At 64.7% G+C, this 18,726-nt stretch carries 20 protein-coding genes; 9 read left to right on the forward strand and 11 right to left on the reverse strand.

Annotation, left to right across the window (positions count from 1 at the left end; all coding sequences use genetic code 11):
- Window positions 1–23: 23 nt before the first annotated feature.
- Both FJ946_RS26440 and FJ946_RS26445 read right to left on the reverse strand, forming a co-directional pair.
- Window positions 24–1,334, reverse strand: a complete 1,311-nt coding sequence (locus FJ946_RS26440) for a hemolysin family protein (RefSeq protein WP_140516828.1) — start codon at window positions 1,332–1,334, stop codon at window positions 24–26.
- Window positions 1,335–1,415: 81 nt separating this feature from the next.
- Entirely contained in the window at window positions 1,416–2,330 is a 915-nt protein-coding gene (locus FJ946_RS26445; RefSeq protein ID WP_140556038.1) for a LysR family transcriptional regulator, read from the reverse strand.
- 124 nt (window positions 2,331–2,454) lie between these two features.
- On the opposite strand from FJ946_RS26445, the gene FJ946_RS26450 reads away from it, so the two are divergent.
- A complete protein-coding gene (locus tag FJ946_RS26450; protein WP_140560638.1) occupies window positions 2,455–3,477 on the forward strand; it encodes an NAD(P)-dependent alcohol dehydrogenase in 1,023 nt (340 codons plus the stop codon).
- 9 nt (window positions 3,478–3,486) lie between these two features.
- Here FJ946_RS26450 and FJ946_RS26455 read toward each other — a convergent pair whose 3' ends face one another.
- From FJ946_RS26455 to FJ946_RS26470, 4 genes are all read right to left on the reverse strand, one after another.
- On the reverse strand, window positions 3,487–4,194 hold the full coding sequence (locus FJ946_RS26455) for an LssY C-terminal domain-containing protein (RefSeq protein ID WP_140567014.1): 708 nt from the start codon (window positions 4,192–4,194) through the stop codon (window positions 3,487–3,489).
- Between the two features lie 61 nt (window positions 4,195–4,255).
- On the reverse strand, window positions 4,256–5,071 hold the full coding sequence (locus tag FJ946_RS26460; protein WP_140567011.1) for an extensin family protein: 816 nt from the start codon (window positions 5,069–5,071) through the stop codon (window positions 4,256–4,258).
- 109 nt (window positions 5,072–5,180) lie between these two features.
- Window positions 5,181–6,161: an extensin family protein gene (locus FJ946_RS26465; RefSeq protein ID WP_224646967.1), complete on the reverse strand. Its 981-nt coding sequence runs from the start codon at window positions 6,159–6,161 to the stop codon at window positions 5,181–5,183.
- A 199-nt stretch (window positions 6,162–6,360) separates the two neighbouring features.
- Entirely contained in the window at window positions 6,361–6,786 is a 426-nt protein-coding gene (locus FJ946_RS26470) for a DUF3775 domain-containing protein (RefSeq protein ID WP_140524880.1), read from the reverse strand.
- Window positions 6,787–6,936: 150 nt separating this feature from the next.
- On the opposite strand from FJ946_RS26470, the gene FJ946_RS26475 reads away from it, so the two are divergent.
- Both FJ946_RS26475 and greA read left to right on the forward strand, forming a co-directional pair.
- Window positions 6,937–7,470: a tetratricopeptide repeat protein gene (locus FJ946_RS26475; RefSeq protein ID WP_140495965.1), complete on the forward strand. Its 534-nt coding sequence runs from the start codon at window positions 6,937–6,939 to the stop codon at window positions 7,468–7,470.
- Between the two features lie 268 nt (window positions 7,471–7,738).
- A complete protein-coding gene (gene greA / locus FJ946_RS26480; RefSeq protein WP_008877613.1) occupies window positions 7,739–8,212 on the forward strand; it encodes a transcription elongation factor GreA in 474 nt (157 codons plus the stop codon).
- A gap of 221 nt (window positions 8,213–8,433) precedes the next feature.
- On the opposite strand, the gene waaC is transcribed toward greA, so the two are convergent.
- The 3 genes from waaC to rfaD are packed head-to-tail and all read right to left on the reverse strand — an operon-like array spanning window position 8,434 to window position 11,350.
- Window positions 8,434–9,423, reverse strand: coding sequence for a lipopolysaccharide heptosyltransferase I (gene waaC / locus FJ946_RS26485; RefSeq protein WP_140567008.1), 990 nt, complete (start codon window positions 9,421–9,423; stop codon window positions 8,434–8,436).
- Window positions 9,420–10,427: a lipopolysaccharide heptosyltransferase II gene (gene waaF, locus FJ946_RS26490; protein ID WP_140567005.1), complete on the reverse strand. Its 1,008-nt coding sequence runs from the start codon at window positions 10,425–10,427 to the stop codon at window positions 9,420–9,422. The genes waaC and waaF overlap by 4 nt, the downstream gene beginning before the upstream one ends.
- The gene (gene rfaD / locus FJ946_RS26495) at window positions 10,400–11,350 is read right to left on the reverse strand and encodes an ADP-glyceromanno-heptose 6-epimerase (RefSeq protein ID WP_140495962.1); all 951 of its coding nucleotides are present in this window, start codon (window positions 11,348–11,350) and stop codon (window positions 10,400–10,402) included. The genes waaF and rfaD overlap by 28 nt, the downstream gene beginning before the upstream one ends.
- Before the next feature lie 216 nt (window positions 11,351–11,566).
- On the opposite strand from rfaD, the gene FJ946_RS26500 reads away from it, so the two are divergent.
- The 4 genes from FJ946_RS26500 (at window position 11,567) to gmhB (ending at window position 15,038) form a co-directional block, all read left to right on the forward strand.
- Window positions 11,567–12,199, forward strand: coding sequence for a LysE family translocator (locus FJ946_RS26500; protein WP_140524876.1), 633 nt, complete (start codon window positions 11,567–11,569; stop codon window positions 12,197–12,199).
- Window positions 12,200–12,321: 122 nt separating this feature from the next.
- Window positions 12,322–13,815: a D-glycero-beta-D-manno-heptose-7-phosphate kinase gene (gene rfaE1 / locus FJ946_RS26505; protein WP_140495960.1), complete on the forward strand. Its 1,494-nt coding sequence runs from the start codon at window positions 12,322–12,324 to the stop codon at window positions 13,813–13,815.
- A 7-nt stretch (window positions 13,816–13,822) separates the two neighbouring features.
- Entirely contained in the window at window positions 13,823–14,395 is a 573-nt protein-coding gene (locus FJ946_RS26510; protein ID WP_140524875.1) for an SIS domain-containing protein, read from the forward strand.
- Window positions 14,388–15,038, forward strand: a complete 651-nt coding sequence (gene gmhB, locus FJ946_RS26515) for a D-glycero-beta-D-manno-heptose 1,7-bisphosphate 7-phosphatase (RefSeq protein WP_140567002.1) — start codon at window positions 14,388–14,390, stop codon at window positions 15,036–15,038. Before FJ946_RS26510 ends, gmhB begins: the two co-directional genes overlap by 8 nt.
- 15 nt (window positions 15,039–15,053) lie before the next feature.
- Here gmhB and FJ946_RS26520 read toward each other — a convergent pair whose 3' ends face one another.
- Both FJ946_RS26520 and FJ946_RS26525 read right to left on the reverse strand, forming a co-directional pair.
- Window positions 15,054–15,848 carry a glycosyltransferase family 2 protein gene (locus FJ946_RS26520; protein ID WP_140566999.1) on the reverse strand — a complete coding sequence of 265 codons (795 nt, stop codon included), beginning with the start codon at window positions 15,846–15,848 and terminating at the stop codon, window positions 15,054–15,056.
- Between the two features lie 173 nt (window positions 15,849–16,021).
- The gene (locus tag FJ946_RS26525; RefSeq protein ID WP_140495956.1) at window positions 16,022–16,501 is read right to left on the reverse strand and encodes an Lrp/AsnC family transcriptional regulator; all 480 of its coding nucleotides are present in this window, start codon (window positions 16,499–16,501) and stop codon (window positions 16,022–16,024) included.
- Window positions 16,502–16,751: 250 nt separating this feature from the next.
- Here FJ946_RS26525 and trxB point away from each other — a divergent pair, with 250 nt between their 5' ends.
- Together trxB and FJ946_RS26535 are read left to right on the forward strand one after the other, a co-directional pair.
- Window positions 16,752–17,726 (forward strand): thioredoxin-disulfide reductase, encoded by a 975-nt coding sequence (gene trxB, locus FJ946_RS26530; RefSeq protein WP_140495955.1) that lies wholly within the window; start codon window positions 16,752–16,754, stop codon window positions 17,724–17,726.
- An 89-nt stretch (window positions 17,727–17,815) separates the two neighbouring features.
- Window positions 17,816–18,712, forward strand: a complete 897-nt coding sequence (locus FJ946_RS26535) for a LysR family transcriptional regulator (protein ID WP_140495954.1) — start codon at window positions 17,816–17,818, stop codon at window positions 18,710–18,712.
- Window positions 18,713–18,726 lie beyond the last annotated feature (14 nt).

Here is an 18,726-nt window from a genome sequence, read left to right on the forward strand (position 1 = left end):
GGCCCGAGGCAACGTTGGAACAGTCAGCGCACCACTTCGCGGTGGCCGCTGGGCAGGCGCGTGGCGATCAGCTTGTCGATGCGGCGGCCGTCGAGATCGACCACCTCGAAGCGCCAGCCTTGCGCGTCGACGCATTCGCCGGTCGCCGGCAGATGGTGCATGTGCGACAGCACATAGCCGGCGACGGTCTCGTAGTCGCGGTTTTCCGGCAAGTCGATGCCCAGCACCTCGGCCATCTCGTCGGCCTGCATATAGCCGGCAAGCAGCCATGAGCCGTCGTCACGCTTGACGGCATTCTCTTCCTCGCCGGCTTCGAGGTCCGAACGGAAGACGCCGGTGATGGCCTCCAGAATGTCGGCGGGTGTGACGATGCCTTCGAAATGGCCGTATTCGTCATGCACCAGCGCCATCGGCACGTCGGATTCCTTCAGCGTCTGCAGCACGTCGAGCGCGTCGGCCTGATCGTGCACGATGGGCGCGGTGCGCACGTGCCGACGCGGGTCGAGCGCGCGGCCGCCCAGCAATGCCGCGAGCACGTCGCGCGTCTGGACGACGCCGATCATGGCGTCGACGCCGCCGTCGCCGGCGGGCAGGCGCGAATGCTGCGTGTCCATCAGGAGCTTGCGGATGGTCGCATCGTCGGACTGGAGGTTGATCCAGTCGACCTCGGTGCGCGGCGTCATGACGGCGCGCACGGCGCGGTCGCCAAGCCGCATGACGCCGGCGATCATGCGGCGCTCGTCGGATTCGATGGTGCCGTGATGCTCGGCCTCGGCGACCAGCATCTTGATCTCCTCGTCGGTAACCTTCTCCTCGCTCTCGCCGCGCTGGCCGAGCAGCCAAAGCACGGCGCGGCCCGAAATATCGAGCAGGAAGACCAGCGGCGCCGAGACGGTGGCGAGGACGGTCATGGCCGGGGCGGCGCGCACGGCGACCCGCTCGGGGTCGCGCAGCGCGATCTGCTTGGGCACGAGCTCACCGATGATCAGCGAGGCATAGGTGATGATGGCCACGACGATGCCGACGCCGAGCGGATCGGCGATGTTTTCGCGGATGCCGTTCGAGGCCAGGAACTGCGCCAGCCTTTCGCCGAGCGTGGCGCCGGAAAAGGCGCCGGACAGCACGCCGACCAGGGTGATGCCGATCTGTACCGAGGACAGGAACTTGCCGGGGTTGGAGCCAAGCGCAAGCGCCCGGCCGGCGCCCTTAACCTCGCGATCGATCATTGCCTTGAGGCGGGCCGGCCGCGACGAGACGATGGCAAGCTCGGACATTGCCAGAAGGCCGTTCACGCAGATGAGGACGACCACGGTGGCGATTTCAACATATAGCATCAGGGGTCAATAGCATTGCCGTGCTGGATTGGAAAATAGTCAGCAGCCGTTTTCAGGAAGATGACAGCGCATGCGGCCCCGTCAGGCGGCATCCCAGGGCGGCGCCGAAAAATGCTCGACCAGCGCATCGACTACGACGCGGACCTTCGGCGTCACTGCTCGCGTCACCGGCCAAACGGCGTGGACGGCAATGTTTTCGACGAGGCGGTCCGACAGCACCATTTCGAGCGCACCGCTCCTGAGGCTGTCCGCCGCCAACCATGTCGGCAGGAAGGTGATGCCGCAGCCGGCAAGGGCGGCGTCGAGCATCGGCTCGCCATTGTCGAGGACCAGCCTTGCCCGCGGTGTGAACTTTCCGATTTGGCCGTCGGCGTGCCTTATGGTCCAGGGATGGGCGACGCCGTTACGGGTGTAGCCGATCAGCTTATGAGCGGCGAGCTCCTCGATCGTTCGCGGCCTGCCGTGCTCCTCGAGGTAGGCGGGGGCGGCCAATACGCACGAGCGTTGGACATAGAGCCGCCGCGCCGCGAGCGACAGGCTGTCGTCGAGCTCGCCCATGCGAACTGCCAGGTCGATGCCTTCTTCGATGAGATCGACGCGACGGTCGTTGAAGGAGATCTCCATCGCCAGATCGGGGAAGCGCTTGGAAATGTCGAACAAAACTGGGGCAACGCAGCGCTGGCCGAAGGCCGACGGCAAATCGACCCGAAGCCGGCCCGAGGGCACTTGCCGGTGCGAGGCAAGCAGCGACTGGGCGGCTTCGATTTCGGACAGCGCCCTGACGCAGGCTTCGTAATAGCTGAGGCCTTCGCTTGTCGGGCTCAGGCTGCGGGTGGTGCGATTGAGCAGACGCACGCCAAGCCGATGCTCCAGCTGTGCGATCGATTTGCCGACCGCCGATTTCGTCACGCGCAGCCGTTCTCCCGCACTGGTGAAGCTGCCGGCTTCGATCGTTTGAACGAAGGCGACAATGCCCTGCAGATCGGCGGATTCCATGGCTGTGCCCCTATTGTAGAATAATGATCTTCAATTCGTTTCCAATTATGCCACATAGAAGCACTTTTTTCCATAGTGGAATGACGTAAAGATCTCGCCAGCAACTCAATCCGGAGCAGACGAGATGAACAGAGACATCAACAGATCCTGGCAAATGACCGGTTTTGGCCTGTCCAAGCTGCAAGCGGCGCAGGGAAAGATACCCGCACCCGGGCCTCATGAGCTGCTGGTGCGGATCAAGGCCATATCGCTGAATTACAAGGATCGAATGATCCTAGACGGGGTGCTGATCCCGGACCTCGTCTTTCCCTTCGTGCCGACATCGGATGCGGTGGGCGAGGTCGTGGCGGTCGGCGGCGGCGTCAGCCGCTTCCAGGCCGGGCAACGCGTGCTGGGCCAAGTGATCGCCGACTGGCCTGACGGCGATGCGCCGCCGGTGCTTCACCAGCACACGCTGGGATTGTCACTGCCCGGCACCTTGTCCGACTACGTGCTGCTTCACGAGGATGCCGTCGTGCTGGCGCCGCCTTCGCTCAGCGACGCCGAGGCCTCGACGCTGCCGATCGCGGCGCTGACGGCGTGGTTTGCGTTGGCGGAGGCGACGAAGCCGGTGCCCGGCCAGACCGTTCTCATCCAGGGCACCGGCGGCGTGTCGCTGTTTGCACTGCAATTCGCGGCTGCTTTCGGCCTGCGCGCCATCGTCACCTCGAGCAGCGACGACAAGCTCGAACGGGCCAGGAAACTCGGCGCCTGGCAAGTGATCAACTACCGCACCCAGCCGGCATGGGACGAAGCCGCGCGTGACCTGACGGGTGGAACCGGCGTCAACCATATCCTGGAGATGGTCGGCGGCGACAATGCGCGGCGATCGCTCGATGCCCTGGCCGCCGACGGCCGCCTGTCGGTCATCGGCCTGCTGGGCTCGATGGAACTCAGCTTTCCGGTCGTGCCGTTCCTGCGCAATCGCATCGTCGTGCAAGGGATATCGATCGGTCATCGCCGCGCCTTCGAGCGGATGAACCAGGCGATCGAGGTGCTCGGCATCCGGCCGGTGGTCGACAAGGTCTTCGGCTTCGAGGAGGTGGAGCAGGCCTTCCAGCATCTGGAGAAGGGACCGTTCGGCAAGGTCGTGGTCGCCACGAGCTGACTTCAGGCATCACGGCAGTTGCTTCAGCACGCCGAGCACGGCCTTGCCGTCGGTGAAATAGGGGTCGCCGCCGCCATTGCGCCCGTGCGTGGTGGCGCCGATGCCTTCCAGGTCGCTGGTTGAGATCAGCATTCCGGCGGCGGTCAAATCCTGGATAAGAAAGTCGCGTTCGGCGTCGATGTCGGGGCCGATATGATGGGTGATGGCGCCGGTGTCGTGGCTCAGGCCCACGCCACGGTCGAAACTGGCCGAGCCCAGCCATAGCGGACGGCCGTCGTCGCCGGTGGCATCAGTCTGCCAGAAGCGCACATGGTGACGGCGGTCGGCGCTGCCACCTACCGGCTTCTCGAAGGCAAGATCCTGAGCGCGGCCTTCGAACAGCAGCCGGCTCACCGGCGCGTCCGGATAGGGGCGCGAAAACAAGACGCTTTCGCCAATATCGATCGCGGTTCTCAGCGTCACGGCGTCGGCCGTGTCCCAGCCAGCGACGGCGAAGGCATGGACAACCTCCTTTTGCGTGCCGATCAGGCCGACATTGATCGGGTCGCCCGGAATGCCTTGCGGGGTGTGCGTCACCATCTCGAAGCTTTGGCTGCGAAAGCCGCGATCGCGAAACGTCCAGAATTCCGGCGCGGCGACATAGGCGAGCCCCAGATAGGTCGCCATGAGCAACACCAGCCAGGTCGCAGCGCGTCGTCGGAAGCTTCGTTGGCTCATCGATGCCGCTCGAGTTCTACGACGTCACTGTACGCGGCGAAGCCGCCGCCAGGCAAAGGGATCAGCGGCAGGCGCGATAGCCGCTCTTGCGGTTCTTGATGTCGAAGTGGAAATGGTTGCGGTGGTCGTAGTTGTAGCCGGGGCCGAGCACGGTGGTGAAATACTGGCAGCCGTCGGCGCGCACATTGTTGAGGAAGCCGCGGGTGCGGAAGGCGAACAGGCCGGGCTTGCGCACGTCGATGTCGTCGCCATTGTTGAGTTCGATGCTCATCACGTCGAGCGCGTTGCCCTTGCCGTGTTCCGACAGCACGCCTTCGCCGGCGATATTGCGGCAGGAATAGCTGGAACCCTGGTGGATGGTCCTGACGCCGGAAAAGTAGCGCCAGCGGGCGGAAGGAACGAGCTCGTTCTTCGTCCACGCGGCGAAGCTGGCGGCCATGTCGCAGGTCAGCGTCGCTGCGGGCTTCATCTCGACGCTGCCGATGGCAGTGACCTTGACCGGATAGTCAATGCCGCACTGGCCTTCATGGATCGGCGCCAGGTCGGTGAAGGTGACGCCGAGGCGCCTCAGCTGCTGACGGCAGTCGGTCTCGCTGGCCGGCATCTGCTCGACCGGCGACATCGGCTCGTCCATGCGTGGATAGGCGGCCTGCGTCATGTAGGGATTGGAAGGAACCAGCCGCTGCATGCCTGAATATTGCGGCACGGCCGCGGTCTGCGCGCCGACATCGACGGCTGGCTCCAGTGCCAGCACGTTGCCGGTGTTGCAGGCCGACACCGCGGCCAGCGCAAGCAGGGCGGCCAGCCCGCCGGCCGCGGCGCGCGCGCGTTTCGATTGCCGCGCAAGCGCCAGCGCGGCACGAAATATCCCGTCCATCGGCAGTCCCTTTCCCGATAGGCGGGATTTTAACGATCAACGGTAAAGGAAAAATCAGCGCCGGCGTTCATGCCTGCGGCCGAATTGCGGCATCGCTTCTGAGCCGGCCCTACTGGCAGAAGGTACCGCCGTGGCGGCGCGGCTCGAGGTCGAGGTGCAAATGCAGCGAATGATCGGCATCGCTGCCCGGGCCCAGCACGGTCTTGAACGGCCCGCAGGCGGCCTTGCGCACCGCGTCGAGGAATTTGGCGTCCTTGTCCGGTGGCGCCGGGCCGACCTCGATCGTCCTGCCGTCCGCAAGTGTGAAGCTGGCAATATCGAGCGCATTGCCGAAGGCATGTTCGGACAGTTTGCGCGTGCCGTTGCGTGGCCGGCACACAAAGGCCGATGCCTGGCCGATCGATTTCAGGTCGGTGCCGAATTCGGCTTTCGCCGCCGGCTGGATGACGTTGCCGGCAAAGCGTGCCGCCGCCTCGGCCATTGCGCAATTGAGCTCGGCGCCCGGGGCAATGGCGATCGACTTGCCAAGGCTCTTCAGCACCAGGGGATAGGGGATCGAACAGCCGATATCGCGATCGCTTTCAGCCTTGTGCTCCTCGAATTCGACACCGAGACCCCTCAGCCGCTCGCGGCAGGCGACTTCCTCGGCAGGCATTTTCGCGTCTGGCAGGTCAGCCGAACGCGGATCGGGAAGCATCTCCTTTTTGTCCGCGTCCGCCGGCTTTGGCGGCGGTGGCGGGGCGAGGGCCGGCGGCTCAACCTCCGGTTCCGCAGTCTCAGGCCTTTGTGTCGGCGTCGGCGCCACGGCTGGCGGCTCCGGTTCGCCTTTCGCATCGGCTGGCGGCTCGGGCCGGGCTTGTTGCTTCCGAGGGGATCCTTCCTCCTGAAACCGGTCGGATGTTGCGGCTGGATTTTGCGTGTTCGGTTCTGTCGCCTCTGGCGCGTCAGCGGGGCGCGGTTCAGGCACTGGGACATCCGCACGTACCGGCTTCGGATTTTGCGTCCTCTGCCGTGCCGGCTTCGGCTTGCGATGCCTTTCGCCGCGCGGCTTCAGCGGCCGGTCAACCCGCGGCGTCAGTGGCTGTTCCACCCGTGGTGAAAGCGGCTCGTGATGCCTGTGACGATGCCTGGCATCGGCCGGCGTCACCAGCAGTGCTGTCACGACCATGACCAATGCAATCCTGTATTTTCGGGAAAAGCTCAGTGTTGCCATCGCCTCGAAACGGTGCCGGGATGCTCGAAGTTGCCTGGAAGGCGCTTAGGCCCGATCACAATCGATTACCGGCGCGTTACGCACCGATCGCTTCCAGCCCTTCCTCCAGCCAATCGGCGAGCAACGGCAAGCCGAGCAGGTATTTGGCCGTGTGCTTGTTGGCGCGCTCGCGCGCGGCGGCGACGGCGTCGGCCCATTCCGAAGCATCGTAGTCGCCACGGCCGACCCAAGCGAGCGCGACGAGCTCGGCCGCCTCGTCGACATTGAGGTCGTTGATCAGCTCGCGCAGTTCCTCTTCGGTCAGGTTTTCCGAGCTTTCCTCGGCGAGTCCGTCATGATGATGATTGTCACGGGTGTTTCCATCGAACTCGATTTCGTGTTCGGCGCCGTCGGCATAGTCTTCATTGATCGCGGCGCTCAACGCCTTGCATTTGAGGATGAACAGCCGCACGGTGTCGGGCCCGATCGTCAAATCCCAGTTCTTTTCAAGCCGTCGCTGCACTGGCGGTCTCCGCTGGCTCAGCTTTCATCGCCGCCGATGATAGCGGATTTCGAGCATCCGTCACCTCATGTTAGCCCCTTGCTTTTTTCCGGGATGAAACCGCCGACACGCTGCGTTAGTGTTGCATTCTCACCCCTCCAGGAGGCTCCGATGCATAAAAGAGTGCTGATCCAGGCGGCGAGCGCGCTTCTCGCTCTGCAGTTCCTTGCCGTTCCGGTGTTTGCCGCAGGCAGCGGTGACGACACCAGTACGACCACCAAATGCAAGAAAGGCATGGTCTGGGACAAGAAGAAGAACAAGTGCGTCGCACCCCAGGAAGGCATGCTGGACGACGACAGCATCTATGATGCCGGGCATGACCTGGCGATGGCCGGCCGCTATGACGAGGCGATCGCCGTGCTCAGCCTCGCCGCCAACAAGCAGGACCCGCGCATCCTCAACTATCTCGGCTATTCGCACCGCCATTCCGGCCGCGTCGCCGTTGGCCTCGGCTATTACGAGGAAGCGCTGCGCATCGATCCCAACTACACGCTGGTGCGCGAATATCTCGGCGAAGCCCATCTCCAGATCGGCGACCTGGCCGGCGCCCAGCAACAGCTGATGGAGATCGAAAAGCGAACCGGCAAGGGTTCACGCGAATACGGCATGCTGGCCGAACAGATCGACCATTTCATGAGGAGCTGACCCCCCTCGATGCCTTTTCGAACCGGCCGCGAGCAATCACGGCCGGTTTTTTGTTGCCATGCCGGCTCCTGCGACGGCGCGCGCGAAAACGGTGATGATTTCTTCAGAAACCGATTTTTGGGCGTGAAAAGCCCGCAAAGATTGCTATATTCAGGGAAATTGCGGTGAACGGTTCCGTTAGCCCGAGGCTGCCGGACCGTTTTCTTTTTGCACCATCGATAAGGCTTTCCCCGAAATGCGGGGGTGGCGGCAGGAAAGGTCAGGTATCATGAACAAGGTCCCGATGACAGGCGAGGGGTTCGCGTCATTGAAGGAAGAACTGCGCTGGCGCCAGCAGGAGGAGCGGCCGCGCATCATCGAGGCGATCTCCGAAGCGCGCTCGCACGGCGACCTATCCGAAAATGCCGAATACCATGCCGCCAAAGAGGCGCAGAGCCTCAATGAGGGCCGTGTCAACGAGCTCGAGGATCTCATCGCCCGGGCCGAAGTCATCGATGTCACCAAGCTCAGCGGCGACAAGGTCAAGTTCGGCGCCACCGTGGTGCTGGTCGACGAGGACACCGAGGAGAAGAAGACCTACCAGATCGTCGGCGATCAGGAGGCGGACGTGAAGTCCGGCCGCATCTCGATCTCCTCGCCGATCGCGCGGGCGCTCATCGGCAAGGAAGTCGGCGACGCCATCGAGGTCAACGCGCCGGGTGGTGCAAGGGGATACGAGATCGTCCAGGTGCAGTTTATCTAAGGGGTTCGAGGGGCGCTGATCTGCGCGTTTTTAGCCAAGGTTGGCGCCGCCCCTCATCCGCCTGCCGGCACCTTCTCCCCGTATAGTGACGGGGAGAAGACGGCTGAACGCGAAGTCGGCGTCTATTCTGCAAACGCTTAAAATTGGCGCAGTCATCGGTGAAGGTGTCCTTCTCCCCGGCAGGGCGATGAGGGGCAGCGCCAGCTTTCCGATTGAACAGATCAGTTCTTGCCAGCGCCGGCCTGACCATGCGTCTGGTGCTCCAGCAGCCTCTCAGCCTCAGCCACCACCCTCGCGGGCGACACTCGCTCACCGGGCGCGGCCTGCAGCGTCGATGCATAGGGGCCGCGCGGACCGGTCAAACCCGGCTCCGTGGCCAAAAACACCGCGACCGTCGGCAGGCCGAAGGCGCTGGCGAGATGCGTGAGCCCCGTATCGGCGCCGATTACCAGCCTCGAGCTGCCCAGGATCGCCGCGATGTCGGCCAATGGTGATTTTGGCACGATGCTCGTCGATGGAACTGCCCGGGCGATCGCTTCGGCCACCGCCTGTTCGCGCTCGTCCGACCAGGTCGTGACCGGCGTCATGCCGCGCTCAACCAGCAGGCGGCCGGTTTCGATCCAGTCTTCAACAGGCCACTTCTTGTCCTCGCGGCTGGTGCCGTGCAGCAGGAAGGCCGTGTTGCCGGCTATGCCGGTCAGATTGCCGGGCGGCGGCACAATGCCCGAATCCAGTATCGAAAGATCGGGCCGGTAACCCAACGCCTGCCCGAAAAGCCGTCGCGTCCGCTCGATGGCGTGCAGGTTGCGGGGGACGGCGTGGCCGACGTCGTAAAGCAGCGTTGCCGAAGGCTCGCGCGCGCTTGAGCGGTCGAAGCCGGCGATCGGCGCTTTCGCCTGCCTGGCCACCAGCGCCGACTTCAACAGGCCTTGCGCATCGATGACCAGATCATAGCGGCACGCACGCAAGGCGCGTCGCAAGTCGGTCGCCTCGCGCCAGGTGGCCTTGTCGAAGAGATGTTTTCGCCAACGCCGGATGGCGACCGTGTGGATGGTTCCGACTGCGGGGTGCAGCGCGACGATGCCGGCGAAAGCCTCCTCGACGCACCAGTCGAAAGCAATATCGGGCCGTGCGCGGCGCGCATCCTGGAGCGCCGGAAAGGTGTGGATGACGTCGCCCATCGACGATGTCTTGACGATCAGCACCTTCATGCGGCGGTCGGGATGTCCAGCAGCCGGTCCGCCGCCGCCATGACCCGTGCGACCTCGAGCGTCTTCAGGCAATTGAGGTGGCCGAGCGGACAGATCTTGCGGTGGCAGGGCGAGCAGGGCAGGCCGAGCCAGACCAGTTCGCGCCGTTCGGCCAGCGGTGGCGTGTTCTGTGGCGAGGTCGAACCATAGACCGCGACAACCGGCGTGCCGACCGCCGCCGCGACATGCATCAGCCCGCTGTCGTTGGAGACCGCCAGCCCGGCGGCCGCGATCAGGTCGATGGCGTCCTCCAGCCGCGTCTGGCCGGCCAGGTCGACCACGCCAGGAGCGAGGGCTGCGATCTCCGCGGTCACGTCGCGGTCGTTCTTCGACCCGAACAGCGCGACCTTGAACCTTCTGGCCATGAACTCCCGGGCAAGGCCGGCATAGTGTTCGCTCGGCCAACGCTTGGCCGGGCCGAACTCGGCACCTGGCATCAGCGCCACGAATTTCTGCGACCCCAGGCCGAAACGGTCGAGCAGGGTGGCCTGGTTGTTGGCGTCCATCGTCAGATGAGGCGCCCGGAAACCGCCACCCTGTGCAAGGCCGAAATAGGCCTGCGCCGTGCGCCGTTTTACGGCCTCCGGCAGCGGAACAATATCGGTCAACAGGCCGTAGCGCATTTCCCTGAGATGGCCGAAACGGCGTGGAATGCGGGCAAAGAACGGGATCAGCGCCGACTTCCAACTGCCTGGCAGGATATAGGCGCTGTCATAACGGCCGCGCAGCAGGCGGCCGAAGCGGCGGCGGTGTGCGAATTCGAGCGCGCCGGGTTTCAGCGGGAAATCGATCTGCTGGCGGACCTCAGGCATGCGCTTGACCAAAGGGGCCGCCCAGGCCGGCGCCAGCACGTCGATGGCTGCATTTGGATGAAGCCCCTTCAGCGCCGAGAACAGGCACTGCGCCATCACCATATCGCCCACCCAGCGTGGGCCGATCACGAGGATCGCTGGGCTTTCAGCCATTCGACATAGTCTCTGACGCCGGTTTCGACGCTGCGGAATTGCCCATTGTAACCGGCGGCGCGCAGACGCGACATATCAGCTTGCGTGAAGCTCTGGTAGCTGCCCTTGAGGTGGTCGGGAAAGGGGATGTACTCGATCTCGCCCTTGCCCAGCGTGTCGATGACGGTTTCGGCAATGGCGCGGAAGGGTTGCGCCCGGCCGGTGCCGCAGTTGAAGATGCCGCTCGCGCCGCGCTTCCACAGCCACAGATTGACATCGGCGACGTCGCCGACATGGATGAAGTCGCGGCTCTGCTCGCCGGGGCCAAAGCCGTCATGGGCGCCGAACAGCTTTGGATTCTCGCCACGCCCGACCTGGTTGAACAGATGAAAGGCGACCGAGGCCATGGCGTCCTTGTGCGCCTCGCGCGGCCCATAGACGTTGAAGTAGCGCAGGCCCGCGACCTGCGAATGATCGGTATCGAAGACATTGCGCCTGACATAGTCATCGAACAGCTTTTTTGAATAGGCGTAGACGTTGAGCGGCCGCTCAAGCTCCGCGTCCTCGCGGAACTCGGAGCCGCCGCCATAGACCGATGCCGAGGAGGCGTAGAGGAAGGGCACGCGCAGCGCCAAGCAGGCATGCAGCAGCCGCTTCGAATAGGCGTAGTTCACCTCCATCATGAACTTGCCGTTCCATTCGGTGGTGGTCGAGCAGGCGCCCTGATGGAAGACGGCCTCGATGCGGCCGAGCCCGCCGTCCTCGAGGCGGGCCAGGAAATCGTCCTTGTCGAGATAGTCGGCGATCCGCAAGTCAGCAAGGTTGGCGATCTTGTGGCCATCGCTCAGGTCGTCGACGACCAAAATGTCGTCGTGGCCCTCCGAATTGAGCGCGGCGACGATGTTGGAGCCGATCATGCCGGCGCCGCCCGTGACGATGATCATGAACGCCTCTGGTTGCTTGCGATTCCGGCCCTTATAAGGGAGGCTTGCGAAGCTGTCGACAAAGCAGCGTTGCCGGGCGGCACTGGGATCCGCAAGAACAATCGAGGGGTGGACCCGTCCGCGATTGCCCTGCGCGGGGCAGCGCGCCACAGTGGCGCCGCAAAGCTGCCGCTTCAGTCGGCTCGCGCCGCCGGGCGCGATCATGAGGGACCAGGAATGCCGTCGACAGAGCTGCTCGTCGCGTTTTTCGCCACCACGGCGATCTTCGCCTATATTCCAGGCCCGGCCATGCTCTATGCCGCCGCGCAGACGATGGCGCGCGGCCGCTGGTCCGGCCTGACTGCGGCGCTCGGCATTCATCTGGGCGGCTATGTTCACGTCTTTGCCGCTGCCGCCGGCCTGTCCGTGCTTTTCCACGCCGTGCCGCCGCTCTACATGGCGGTCAAGCTCGTCGGCGCGCTCTACCTGATCTGGCTCGGTGTGGCGCTGTTCCGCAAGCGCGCGGAAGGCGACATGGCACTGCCGGCGATAGAGCGGAAATCGGCTTGCCGCGCCTTTTTCGAGAGCATCGCCGTCGAGGTGCTCAATCCGAAGACCGCGATCTTCTTCATGGCCTTCCTGCCCCAGTTCATCGATGCCTCTGCCGCATTCCCGGTCTGGCTGCAATTCGTCGTGCTGGGCACGACAGTCAACCTGATGTTCTCCTCGGCCGATATCGTCTGCGTGTTCCTGGCTGGTGCCGTGATCGGCAGGCTGCGCCGCTCCAGCAGCGCCCAGCGCATGATGCAGCGAGCCGGCGGCGCGGTGCTGGTCGGGCTTGGCGTCCATGTCGCCTTGCAGAAGAGTTGACGAGGCCAGCCGGCGTTGCGCTGGCTCGAATTGCGGTATATCGGCATCGCCATGAACGACCGATCCCGGCCAATTTGTCCTCCATGCATCTTCAAAACCGGTTTTTGCGCGTTGCCAGTGACATGACCAAGCACGACCCACTTTCCCCCGAGCCCTTGCACCGCGCCATCGCGCACTTCGGCCAGGCCACCGTGCTGGTGGTCGGCGATCTCATCCTTGACCGGTTCGTCAACGGCATCATCGAGCGGATTTCGCCTGAAGCGCCGATCCCGGTGCTCCATGGGCGCGGCGAGAGCCTGGCGATGGGCGGCGCCGGCAATGTCGTGGCCAACATCATCTCGCTCGGCGCCGCCGCCATTCCGGTCTCGGTGATCGGCTCTGATACGGCAGGCGACAGCCTGGTGCGCATGCTCGGCGAGCTTGGCGCCGACACGACAGGCCTGGCGCGGGAGCGCGGCCGCATGACGTCGTCCAAGAGCCGCTTCAGCGCGCTCAACCAGCAGGTGCTGCGCTTCGACGAGGAAGAGATCAAGCCGCTCGGCGCGGCGGAGCGCGCGGCGCTGGTCCGGCATTTCCGCGCCGCGCTGGCGCACGCCGACATCGTCATCCTGTCGGATTACGGCAAGGGCATCCTGCTCGACGGCGTCGCCGGCGAATTGATCGCGATCTGCCGCGAGGCGGGAAAGCCGGTGCTGGTCGATCCGAAGGGCCGGGATTATGCACGCTATGCCGGCGCGACCGCCATCACGCCCAACCGCAAGGAACTCGGCGAAGCGGTCGAACGGCCGGTGTTCAGCGATGACGAGATCGTGGCCGCGGCGCGCGAGCTGCTTGCGGCGCATGGCTTCGACTTCGTCGTCGCCACGCGCAGCGAAAAGGGCATGAGCGTCGTCGGTCCGACGGAGGCGCGCCACATCGCCACGCAGGCGCGCGAAGTGTTCGATGTGTCGGGCGCCGGCGATACGGTGATCGCGACCTTCGCGCTGGCGCTTGCCGCCGGCGCCGATCCGGCCGCGGCCGCCTCGATCGCCAATGCAGCCGGCGGCGTTGTGGTGGGCAAGCGAGGCACGGCGCGGCTGACGGTCGAGGAACTCAACGGCGCGCTGTTTCGATCGCACGGTCCGAGCGTCCACAGGGATGCTATCCTCGACGCCAAATCGGCCGCACGGCTGGTGGCGGCGTGGAAGGAGGAAGGCCTCAGCGTCGGCTTCACCAATGGCTGTTTCGACATCCTTCATGCCGGCCATGTCAGCCTGCTGCACGCGGCGCGCAGCCAGTGCGACCGGCTGGTGCTCGGCCTCAACAGCGATGCCTCGGTGCGCCGGCTGAAGGGGCCGGAACGGCCCGTCAACGACCAGCACGACCGCGCCTGCGTGCTGGCGGCGCTCGCGTCGGTCGACGCGGTGGTGGTCTTCGACGAGGACACGCCGCTGGCGCTGATCGAGGCGCTTCTGCCCGACATACTCGTCAAGGGCGCCGACTACACGGTCGACACCGTGGTCGGCGCGGACGTGGTGCAGAAAGCGGGCGGGCGCGTGGTCCTGGTCGATCTCGTCGCCGGCAAGAGCACGACCGGCACCATCGGCAGGCTGCGCTCGGCCGGCAACAAGAATTGAGGGTTTCATGTCCGAACTGAACGATTACCTGGTCCGCTCGGCGGCCGCGATCACGGCGCTGGTCGAGCGCGATCTAACAGGCGCGATGGAACGTGCGGCGAGCGCGATCGTCGCCGCCCTTTCGTCGGGCAAGGCGCTGCTGATCTGCGGCAATGGCGGTTCGGCCAGCGACGCCATTCACATCGCCGGCGAACTGGTCGGCCGCTTTCTCAAGGAGCGCAAGGGCTACAATGTCATCGCGCTGCCGGCCAATGCCGCGGTGCTGACCGCCTGGGGTAATGATTACGGCTTCGACACCGTTTTTTCGCGCCAGGTCGAGGCGCATGGCGCGGCCGGCGGCGTGCTTCTGGCGATCTCGACCAGCGGCAATTCGCCGAGCATCCTGGCGGCCGCCGAACAGGCGCGGACCATGGGCATGACGGTGATCGGCCTGACAGGCGACACAGGCGGCAAGCTCGCGCCGCTCACCGACATCCTGCTCAACGTGCCCTCGACCTCGACGCCGATCATCCAGCAAGGGCATCTGTGCCTCTACCATCACCTGTGCGAGGTGGTGGAAGCGCGCCTCAGCAATGGCTGACAAGGCGCCGCACCCGTTGGCCGAGCCGGGCCTGTGGGTGGAGCGGATCGGCGGCAGGGTTTTTCCCGCCGGCCAGCCGGCGCTGTTCCTCGATCGCGACGGCACCATCAATGTCGATACCGACTATCCCAGCGATCCGGCCGAGATCGAGCTCCGGCCGCAGATGCTGCCGGCGATCGCCGCCGCCAACAATGCCGGCATCCCGGTCGTGGTGGTGACCAACCAGTCCGGCATCGCGCGCGGCTATTTCGGCTGGAGTGCCTTCGCCGATGTGAACCGCCGCGTGCTCGACCTGTTGCGCGATCAGGGCGTTGTCGTGGACATGGTGCTGGCCTGCGCCTACCACGAGGCCGGCGTGGGGCCGCTGGGCATATCGGATCACCCGATGCGCAAACCCAATCCCGGCATGCTCTTCGAGGCGGCGAAACGCCTCGATCTCGATCTCCGGCGGTCGGTGATCGTCGGCGACAAGCTGGCCGACATGGAGGCAGGCCTGGGCGCCGGCCTGCCGCAGGGTTGGCTCGTCGGCGGCGAGGCGCAGCTTCGCTCCGGCTTCGTCATCAGGCCCTTGCGGGACAGCAGCGACCTCGACGGTCTCATCGCCGCCATAGGGCGGCTCGATGGCCGGGATAAGCGGTCTTGATCCGGACCTGACCGCTCACGCCGGTTCGCTGCCTTGCGAGGCCTCATACAGTTTGGCCTCGGTGGCGAAGGAATAGATCATCACCGACATCGAATAGACGAAGCCGTGCCGGCCGCACAGGAAGTAGCGCTTGGCCAGATAGAATTTCAGGAAGTTGCCGAGCGGCGAAAGCACCAGCCGCACCAGGCCCGGCTTCTTGCCTTTCTCGACCAGGGTGGCCGCCTTGAGGCTGGAATAGGCATTTGCCCGGGCCAGATCCTCCTCGACCGATATTTCGCGGCGATGCAGCAGCACGCCGTTTTCGATCGTGCTGGTCTCGCCGGAAACGCCGAAGGATTCATGGACCCGCGCGGTCACGTCCATGGTTGCGCCTTCCCGGCGGAAAAGCCGCAACAGCCTGTTGTGCAGCACCCAGCGATGGGCATAGCCGTAGCCCTTCAGCCAGTCGCGGCGGCGGATGTACCATCCGCTGATACTGGCGTTCGCCGTCTCGACTGCCGCCACGATCGACTGCCGCAGCCGGTCGTCGACGCGTTCGTCCGGGTCGATCGAAAGACACCAGGGCTGCGTGGCGTGGTCGAGCGCGAATTGCCGCTGATGCGGAAAACCCGGCCAGCCATTGTGCAGCAGCTTTATCGGATAGCCCTCAGCGACAAACTGCCGAACGATGTCCAACGTGGCGTCGGTGGAGCCTGAATCGACGATGACGATCTCGGCGCAAAAATCGATGCTTTCGAGGCACGGGCCGATCATATCGGCCTCGTTCATGCAGATGATGAGCGCCGAAATCGGGCTTGCAAACCTGGTCATGGTCCCTTCCACGGCGGATCGTCCTTGGAACTTACGCTGCTTGGGCAAGGAAACCAATCAGGCGCCAAATCGCACAGGACGATCCGGCTGCCTGCGCCTGTCCGTTATCAACGCGGCGGCGATGTGGCGAAATTCCGGAATTCGCTTTGGCCGGGCGCCGCAATCGATCGGCGTCACGGCCGCTCGAACGAGACCAACCCTTCATCCTTGACCCGGCGGATGGTGAGGGCTGTGCGCACCGTGTCGACGTTCGGCGTGGAGGTCAGTTCCTCGATGACAAAGGTCTGGAAGGCGCCGAGGTCGCTTGCCACGCAGTGCAGGAGGAAATCGGATTCGCCCGACACCATCCAGGCATCGCGTACGACCGGCCAGCCGCGCGTGCGCTCAGCGAAGATGCGAAGCTCGGCATCGGCCTGATGGTGCAGGCCGACCAGGCAGAAGGCGACCACGTCGAGACCGAGCGCCGGCGCGTTGAGCAGCGCCCGATAGCCGCGAATGATGCCGGCTTCCTCCAGTCGCTTGACGCGGCGCAGGCAAGGTGGTGCCGAAATGCCGACGCGGTTCGACAGTTCGACATTGGTCATGCGTCCATCTGCCTGCAATTCGCGCAGGATCTTCCAGTCGATTGCGTCGAGGTCGGCCTTGAGCGGCATTTCGGGGCTTTCGATGATTGCGGGTGGCGAAAGAATCTTGCGGGATTTTGTAATTAAACGACTTTGCTGTCCACGCCATCCCCCACGCGGAAATCCACGCAGCACCAGAGCGGTTCGCCCGGTGCGACAAAGCTTTCCGGGGACGAGCGCCAACTTGCCTTGCTGGCGTCGTGGGCAACACTTACATTACGCGCGACATCGACGAGTTTTCCATGCCGCAAACGCCGGCAGCCCTCCGCAGAGGCTTTTCATGACCACCAAGCACGCGCCTGTCCTCATCATCGGTTCCGGCCCGGCCGGTTATACCGCGGCGATCTATGCCGCCCGCGCCATGCTGAAGCCGATGCTGGTCGCCGGCCTGCAGCAGGGGGGCCAGCTGATGATCACCACCGACGTCGAGAACTATCCCGGTTTCGGCGAACCCATCCAGGGTCCGTGGTTGATGAGCGAGATGCTCAGGCAGGCAGAACATGTCGGCACCGACATCATCGCCGACATCATCACCGAGGTCGATCTCAACGTGCGGCCGTTCCGCGCAACGGGCGATTCCGGCACCGTCTACACGGCCGATGCCCTGATCATCGCCACCGGCGCGCAGGCCAAATGGCTTGGCATTCCGACCGAACAGACGTTCATGGGCTTCGGCGTATCGGCTTGCGCCACATGCGACGGCTTCTTCTACCGCGGCAAGGATGTCGCGGTGGTCGGCGGCGGCAATTCGGCGGTGGAAGAAGCACTCTATCTGTCGAACCTCGCCAAGAGCGTGACGGTCATCCACAGGCGCTCGGACTTCCGCGCCGAACGCATCCTGCGCGAGCGGCTCTTGAAGAAGGACAATGTCCGCGTCATCTGGGACACGGTTGTCGACGAGATCACCGGCCGTCCGGGCAAGACGCCACTGCCGCCTTCGGTCGAAGGGTTGAAGCTGCGCAACGTGGTGACGGGTGTCGAGACGCAGCTCGAGGTCGACGGCGTGTTCGTCGCGATCGGCCATGCGCCGGCGGTCGAGCTGTTCGTCGGCAAGCTGAAGCAGAAGCCGAACGGCTATCTGTGGACGGCGCCGGATTCGACCCGCACCGACGTGCCCGGCGTGTTCGCCGCCGGCGACGTGACCGACGATATCTATCGCCAGGCGGTGACTGCGGCGGGGCTGGGCTGCATGGCGGCGCTCGAGGCGGAGAAGTACCTGGCCGGCATCGAGGTGCATCGCGAGGCGGCCGAATAGCGGTTCGCAAACTGTTGAAAGAACGGCTTAGAAACGCCGTGTAAAAGCCTGATTTTTCATTCAGACGCCAAACAGGAACGAGGGGAATCATGGCGTTGGACTGGGACAAGCTACGCGTGTTTCACGCTGCGGCGGAAGCAGGGTCGTTTACACATGCGGCCGAGACGCTGCACCTGTCGCAATCGGCGATTTCGCGCCAGGTCAGCGCGCTCGAGCATGATGTCGGCGTGCCGCTGTTCAACCGCCACGCCCGCGGCCTGGTGCTGACCGAACAGGGCGAGATGCTGTTCCGCACGGCGCATGACGTGCTGATGAAGCTCGAGACCATCAAATCGCGGCTGACCGAGACCAAGGACCGCCCCTCCGGCGTGCTCAGGGTCACGACCACGGTCGGGCTCGGCGCCGGCTGGCTGACCGAACGCGTGCAGGAGTTCATCGAGCTCTATCCTGAAATCAGCCTGCAACTGATCCTCGCCAACGAGGAGCTCGACCTGACCATGCGCCAGGCCGATTGCGCCATCCGGCTGCGCCAGCCGCAGCAGCCGGACCTTATCCAGCGCCGCCTGTTCACGGTGCATTTCCACCTCTATGCGTCGCCAGGCTATATCGCCAAGCATGGCAGGCCGGCTTCGGTGGCCGAGCTCAAGGCGCACCGCATCGTCACTTTCGGCGTGCCGGTGCCGGCGCATCTGTCGGAGCTGAACTGGCTGGAGACGGTCGGCGATTTCGAGGGCGGCCAGCGCGTGCCGACGCTGCAGATCAACGATATATTGTCGATCAAGCGCGCGGTGCAGGGCGGCGCCGGCATCGCCATGCTGCCCGACTATGTCATCTCCAAGGATTCCGGCCTGGTGCAGCTCCTGCCGGAAACGGAGGTGCCTTCCTTCGACACCTATTTCGCCTACCCCGACGCGATGAAGAACCAGGCGAAGCTGCACGTGTTTCGCGACTTCATCATCGCCAAGGCGCGGAGCTGGTCGTATTGACCCCGGAGATCGCG

Source organism: Mesorhizobium sp. B2-4-7 (assembly GCF_006442685.1).
In the GTDB taxonomy this organism is placed as follows: Bacteria; Pseudomonadota; Alphaproteobacteria; order Rhizobiales; family Rhizobiaceae; genus Mesorhizobium.

What these genes read in the sequence shown, in the direction of transcription:
- waaF (WP_140567005.1), bottom strand. Translation starts at nt 10,427, where the DNA reads ATGGCTGAAAGCCCAGCGATCCTCGTGATCGGCCCACGCTGGGTGGGC.
- gmhB (WP_140567002.1), top strand. Translation starts at nt 14,388, where the DNA reads ATGGCTGACAAGGCGCCGCACCCGTTGGCCGAGCCGGGCCTGTGGGTG.
- FJ946_RS26475 (WP_140495965.1), top strand. Translation starts at nt 6,937, where the DNA reads ATGCATAAAAGAGTGCTGATCCAGGCGGCGAGCGCGCTTCTCGCTCTG.
- FJ946_RS26455 (WP_140567014.1), bottom strand. Translation starts at nt 4,194, where the DNA reads ATGAGCCAACGAAGCTTCCGACGACGCGCTGCGACCTGGCTGGTGTTG.
- FJ946_RS26460 (WP_140567011.1), bottom strand. Translation starts at nt 5,071, where the DNA reads ATGGACGGGATATTTCGTGCCGCGCTGGCGCTTGCGCGGCAATCGAAA.
- greA (WP_008877613.1), top strand. Translation starts at nt 7,739, where the DNA reads ATGAACAAGGTCCCGATGACAGGCGAGGGGTTCGCGTCATTGAAGGAA.
- waaC (WP_140567008.1), bottom strand. Translation starts at nt 9,423, where the DNA reads ATGAAGGTGCTGATCGTCAAGACATCGTCGATGGGCGACGTCATCCAC.
- FJ946_RS26525 (WP_140495956.1), bottom strand. Translation starts at nt 16,501, where the DNA reads ATGCCGCTCAAGGCCGACCTCGACGCAATCGACTGGAAGATCCTGCGC.
- rfaE1 (WP_140495960.1), top strand. Translation starts at nt 12,322, where the DNA reads ATGACCAAGCACGACCCACTTTCCCCCGAGCCCTTGCACCGCGCCATC.
- FJ946_RS26445 (WP_140556038.1), bottom strand. Translation starts at nt 2,330, where the DNA reads ATGGAATCCGCCGATCTGCAGGGCATTGTCGCCTTCGTTCAAACGATC.
- FJ946_RS26510 (WP_140524875.1), top strand. Translation starts at nt 13,823, where the DNA reads ATGTCCGAACTGAACGATTACCTGGTCCGCTCGGCGGCCGCGATCACG.
- FJ946_RS26520 (WP_140566999.1), bottom strand. Translation starts at nt 15,848, where the DNA reads ATGACCAGGTTTGCAAGCCCGATTTCGGCGCTCATCATCTGCATGAAC.
- FJ946_RS26440 (WP_140516828.1), bottom strand. Translation starts at nt 1,334, where the DNA reads ATGCTATATGTTGAAATCGCCACCGTGGTCGTCCTCATCTGCGTGAAC.
- FJ946_RS26535 (WP_140495954.1), top strand. Translation starts at nt 17,816, where the DNA reads ATGGCGTTGGACTGGGACAAGCTACGCGTGTTTCACGCTGCGGCGGAA.
- trxB (WP_140495955.1), top strand. Translation starts at nt 16,752, where the DNA reads ATGACCACCAAGCACGCGCCTGTCCTCATCATCGGTTCCGGCCCGGCC.
- rfaD (WP_140495962.1), bottom strand. Translation starts at nt 11,350, where the DNA reads ATGATCATCGTCACGGGCGGCGCCGGCATGATCGGCTCCAACATCGTC.
- FJ946_RS26450 (WP_140560638.1), top strand. Translation starts at nt 2,455, where the DNA reads ATGAACAGAGACATCAACAGATCCTGGCAAATGACCGGTTTTGGCCTG.
- FJ946_RS26500 (WP_140524876.1), top strand. Translation starts at nt 11,567, where the DNA reads ATGCCGTCGACAGAGCTGCTCGTCGCGTTTTTCGCCACCACGGCGATC.